This is a genomic window from Pseudomonas sp. 18.1.10, assembly GCF_024655625.1.
In the GTDB taxonomy this organism is placed as follows: Bacteria; Pseudomonadota; Gammaproteobacteria; order Pseudomonadales; family Pseudomonadaceae; genus Aquipseudomonas.
In genome coordinates, this window is sequence record NZ_JANLGL010000335.1 from 1 (window position 1) to 4272 (window position 4272).

Sequence of the window (4272 nt, forward strand, 5' to 3'; positions counted from 1 at the left end):
GCATTCCTATGCTGGAACTCGGTCAACTGTGGGAGCGGGCTTGCCCGCGAAGGCGGCGGTCCAGTCACCCGAAAGATCAGAGGTTTAAACGACTTCCAGCCGCACCTTATGGTCACTCAACAACTGCACCAGCGCCGGCACCGGCTGCTGGTCTGTGACCAAACAATCCACCAGGCTGATCGGCCCCAGGCGAATCATGGCATTGCGCCCGAATTTGCTTGAGTCCGCCGCCAGGATCACCTGGCGCGCGTTGGCAATAATCGCCTGGGACACCCGCACTTCCTGGTAATCAAAGTCCAGCAGGCTGCCGTCTTCATCAATGCCGCTGATGCCCACCAAGGCAAAGTCCACCTTGAACTGGTTGATGAAATCCACACTGGCCTGGCCCACCACTCCACCGTCACGGCGCACGTTGCCGCCGGTCAACAGCACGTCGAAGTCGTCCTTGGCGCTGAGCATGGTAGCGACGTTGAGGTTGTTGGTGATGATTTTCAGGTGGTTGTGGTTGAGCAACGCACGGGCGATGGATTCGGTGGTGGTGCCGATATTGATGAACAACGAGGCGTGGTCGGGGATCTGTGCGGCAATGGCTTCGCCGATGCGCTGTTTCTCGTCGCGCATCTGGTCGGCACGCATGGCGTACGCGGTGTTCTCGACACTGGAGTCATAGGCCGCGCCGCCGTGGTAGCGGCGCAGCAGATTGGCGTCCGCCAGCTGGTTGATATCGCGGCGGATGGTTTGCGGGGTGACGACGAACAGCTGCGCCATTTCCTCGATACTGACGTAGCCGCGTTCGCGGACCAGTTCGAGGATTTGTTGTTGGCGGGGAGGCAGATTCATTGGGCGTCCTTTGGGCTGCCATACAAAAGTGGCCCATGATGACGCAGGAATCGGCTCCCGGCCAGTTACAACCTGACGTTGGCTTATTCGGCGCCTTCGTGGGGCTCCCAGTCACGGGTACGGCTAACGGCTTTTTGCCAGCCAGCGTAGAGCTTCTCTTTGGCGGCTTTGTCCAGTTGTGGTTCGAATTCGCGCTCGATCACCGCCTTGCCGCGCAACTCGTCCAGGCTGCCCCAGAAACCGCACGCCAGGCCAGCCAGGTAGGCCGCGCCGAGTGCCGTGGTTTCGCGCATTTGCGGGCGCTCGACCTGGGTGCCGAGGATGTCGGCCTGGAATTGCATCAGGAAGTTGTTGGCCACGGCGCCGCCGTCCACACGCAGGGCTTTGAGGCGTTCGCCGGAGTCCTGTTGCATGGCGTCGAGCACGTCACGGGTCTGGTAGGCAATCGACTCCAGGGCTGCACGAATAATGTGATCCACGCGTACGCCACGGGTCAGGCCGAACAGCGCGCCACGGGCATACGGGTCCCAGTACGGCGCGCCCAGGCCGGTGAAGGCCGGTACCAGGTACACGCCGTTGCTGTCCTTGACCTTGCCGGCGAAGTATTCGGTGTCGTGGGCGTCGTTGATGATTTTCAGCTCATCACGCAGCCACTGCACGGTGGAGCCGCCGTTGAACACTGCGCCTTCCAGGGCGTAGGCCACTTCGCCACGCGGGCCGCACGCGATGGTGGTGAGCATGCCGTGCTTGGATTTCACTGCCTTGTCGCCGGTGTTCATCAGCAGGAAGCAGCCTGTGCCGTAGGTGTTCTTGGCCTGGCCGGCTTCGACGCACATCTGGCCGAACAGCGCGGCCTGTTGGTCGCCAGCGATACCGCCGATGGCGATGCCGCTTTTGGTGCGGCCGTAGATTTCCGACGACGACTTAACTTCCGGCAACATCTCGCGGGGAATGTCGAGGATCTCCAGCATCTTCGCATCCCACTCCAGGGTGTGGATGTTGAAGAGCATGGTGCGCGAGGCGTTGGTGTAGTCGGTGACGTGGGTCTTGCCGCCGGTAAATTTCCAGATCAGCCAGCTGTCGATGGTGCCGAACAGCAGTTCGCCGTTGCGCGCACGTTCGCGGCTGCCTTCGACGTTGTCGAGGATCCACTTGAGCTTGGTGCCGGAGAAGTACGGGTCGGTGACCAGGCCGGTGGTGTCGCTGATGTATTGCTCGTGGCCGTCGCGCTTGAGTTGCTGGCAGATCTCGGTGCTGCGGCGGCACTGCCAGACGATGGCGTTGTAGATCGGGCGGCCGGTGACCTTGTCCCACACCACGGTGGTTTCACGCTGGTTGGTGATGCCGATGGCGGCGACCTGGTCATGGTGCAGGCCGGCCTGGGCCAGGGCCTCGACCATTACCGCGCTCTGGGTGGCGAAGATTTCCATCGGGTCATGCTCGACCCAGCCCGCTTGCGGGTAATGCTGGGCGAACTCGCGCTGGGCGGTGCACACCACGTTGGCGTCACGATCAAAGATGATCGCTCGCGAGCTGGTGGTGCCTTGGTCAAGGGCGATGATGTAGTTCTTATTCTGAATGTCGGTCATGTCGAATGCCTTGGGAAATAAGAAAGTCGGTAATCAGCCTGGGCCGCAAAAAGGGCAGGTGCGTCCAGGCTGGCGCTATCAGGAAGTACGGGTCTTGCCGTTGACAGCCGTGTCAGGTGTTTCTTCTACAGCAGCAGGTGCGGCGCTCGGCAGATGACGGGCAATCAGCCCGCGATAGGCCGCAGCACCCAGGCATGCGCCGACAATTGGCGCGAAAACCGGAATCAGGAAGTAAGGAATATCGCGACCGCCAGTAAAGGCTATTTCACCCCAGCCAGCGAAAAAGGTCATTAGCTTGGGCCCGAAATCCCGCGCCGGGTTCATCGCAAAGCCGGTCAACGGGCCCATGGCGCTACCGATCACGGCGATCAGCAGGCCGATCAGCAGCGGGGCCAGCGGGCCGCGCGGCAAGCCGTTGTTATCATCGGTGAGGGCCATGATTACGCCCATCAGGATCGCGGTGATGACCACTTCCACCAGGAATGCCTGGGCGGTGCTCAGCAGCGCATGGGGGTAGGTGGAGAACACCGACGCCAATTCCAGGCTGGCCTGGGAGCCGCGAACCATATGGTGGGTTTGTTCGTAATCGAAAAACAGATTGCTGTAGAGGGTGTACACCAAGGCGGCCGAGCAGAAGGCGCCGGCGACCTGGGCGAGAATGTAGAAGGGCAGTTTGCGCTTTTCGAAGTCGGCGAAAATGCACAGGGCGATACTGACCGCCGGGTTGAGGTGCGCCCCGGAAATACCGGCGCTCAGGTAGATCGCCATGCTGACGCCAACCCCCCAGATAATACTGATTTCCCACAAACCAAAGCTGGCACCCGCGACCTTGAGCGCGGCGACGCATCCTGTACCGAAGAAGATCAGAAGCGCAGTCCCCAGGAATTCGGCCATACATTGGCTCGAAAGTGAAGGCTGTTGAAGAGCAGTTGTCATGGAAAACCTCAGTTGTTGTTCTTGTCTGGCGCACGCTCTCAACGGAGCGTTGCGCGATTTTCACCGTGGCAAGGATCCCCATCCCGGACACGGCTTACTGCTCGAGTGCTGCAGGAGCATTCCTACAGGATTCGGAAACGAAAAAATATAGACAAGAATGACGGCTGTCAAAGGTCGAAAGTGAACCATTGGTCACTTTCAAACTATTGATCGGGTGAATGACCACGCTTGTAACATTGTGTGTGTACGTCAAGGCGCGCGCAGTAGAGCGTTTTACGCGGGGTTGGCCTAGAATTGGCCATCTGTTTGCCACGCCTGGAGCCAGCATGACCCCTGCATTGGACCTGTTGAAAAAAGTTCGCGCCGAACATCGCATCCACAGTTATGAACATGATCCCAAGGCCGCATCCTATGGCCTGGAGGCCGCGGAGAAGTTGGCGCTGGACCCGGCGCAGGTGTTCAAGACCTTGCTGGCCAGCAGTGAGAAGGGCGAATTACTGGTGGCGGTGGTGCCGGTCGTCGGAAGTCTGGATCTAAAAGCCCTGGCTCATGCGGCGGGGGTTAAAAAAGTTGAAATGGCGGATCCGGCGGCGGCGCAGCGCTCTACCGGTTATTTGCTGGGGGGCATCAGCCCGTTGGGGCAGAAGAAGCGCTTGCGCACGTTTATCGACGAGACGGCGCAGCCGTTTGCGACGATTTTTGTGAGTGCGGGGAGGAGGGGGCTTGAGGTGGAGTTGCCGGCAGCGGTGTTGGCTGAGCATACCCAGGCCACATTTGCGCCGATTGGGCGGGCTTGATTACCTTTCTCAGAACCTATGCAAAACCAATGTGGGAGCGGGCTTGTGTGGGAGCGGGCTTGCTCGCGAAAGCGGTGAATCAGCTATGAATCTGGTGGCTGACACACTGC

At 60.1% G+C, this 4272-nt stretch carries 4 protein-coding genes; 1 reads left to right on the forward strand and 3 read right to left on the reverse strand.

The features are described from left to right. Nucleotides 1–84: 84 nt before the first annotated feature. The 3 genes from NUV89_RS28060 to NUV89_RS28070 form a co-directional block, all read right to left on the reverse strand. The gene (locus NUV89_RS28060; RefSeq protein WP_061435475.1) at nt 85–840 is read right to left on the reverse strand and encodes a DeoR/GlpR family transcriptional regulator; all 756 of its coding nucleotides are present in this window, start codon (nt 838–840) and stop codon (nt 85–87) included. 83 nt (nt 841–923) lie between these two features. After that, entirely contained in the window at nt 924–2429 is a 1506-nt protein-coding gene (gene glpK, locus NUV89_RS28065) for a glycerol kinase GlpK (RefSeq protein WP_257783879.1), read from the reverse strand. A 78-nt stretch (nt 2430–2507) separates the two neighbouring features. Continuing rightward, on the reverse strand, nt 2508–3365 hold the full coding sequence (locus tag NUV89_RS28070; RefSeq protein WP_257783880.1) for an MIP/aquaporin family protein: 858 nt from the start codon (nt 3363–3365) through the stop codon (nt 2508–2510). A gap of 326 nt (nt 3366–3691) precedes the next feature. On the opposite strand from NUV89_RS28070, the gene ybaK reads away from it, so the two are divergent. Beyond that, nucleotides 3692–4162, forward strand: a complete 471-nt coding sequence (gene ybaK / locus NUV89_RS28075) for a Cys-tRNA(Pro) deacylase (protein WP_257783881.1) — start codon at nt 3692–3694, stop codon at nt 4160–4162. Nucleotides 4163–4272: the final 110 nt, after the last annotated feature.